Source organism: Vibrio sp. 03_296 (assembly GCF_002265885.1).
Map to the genome: position 1 here is coordinate 1 of NZ_NPKW01000892.1, position 410 is coordinate 410.

General features: G+C 43.9%; 1 pseudogene. It reads left to right on the plus strand.

What is annotated here, in order from left to right:
• Positions 1-96 precede the first annotated feature (96 nt).
• A pseudogene (locus tag CIK04_RS28675) lies at positions 97-410 on the plus strand (biotin synthase); the annotation flags it as partial.

A 410-nucleotide genomic window follows, 5' to 3' on the forward strand; every position in this document is an offset into this window, starting at 1 on the left:
CTTTGAAGTTATCTGTCAATGTTGACAGTTTATCGGAGCTCGGTAGACTGTCAACAAAACAAAAATAGCAAGTTAACTATTACGCAAGGAATACACGTGGAAGTACGTCATAACTGGACTCATGCGCAAGTTCGTGAGTTGATGGAAATGCCTTTTATGGATTTGTTGTTTGAAGCGCAGCAAACCCATCGTCAATACCACCCTAAGAACTATGTGCAAGTGAGCACCTTGCTTTCGATTAAAACCGGTGCTTGTCCAGAAGATTGCAAATACTGCCCGCAAAGCGCTCGTTATCAAACGGATGTTGAAAAGAGACGATTATGGAAGTGGAAGCGTGTTCTGGACGCCGCGCAAAAGGCTAAAAATGCCGGTTCGACACGTTTTTGTATGGGAGCAGCTTGGAAAAATCC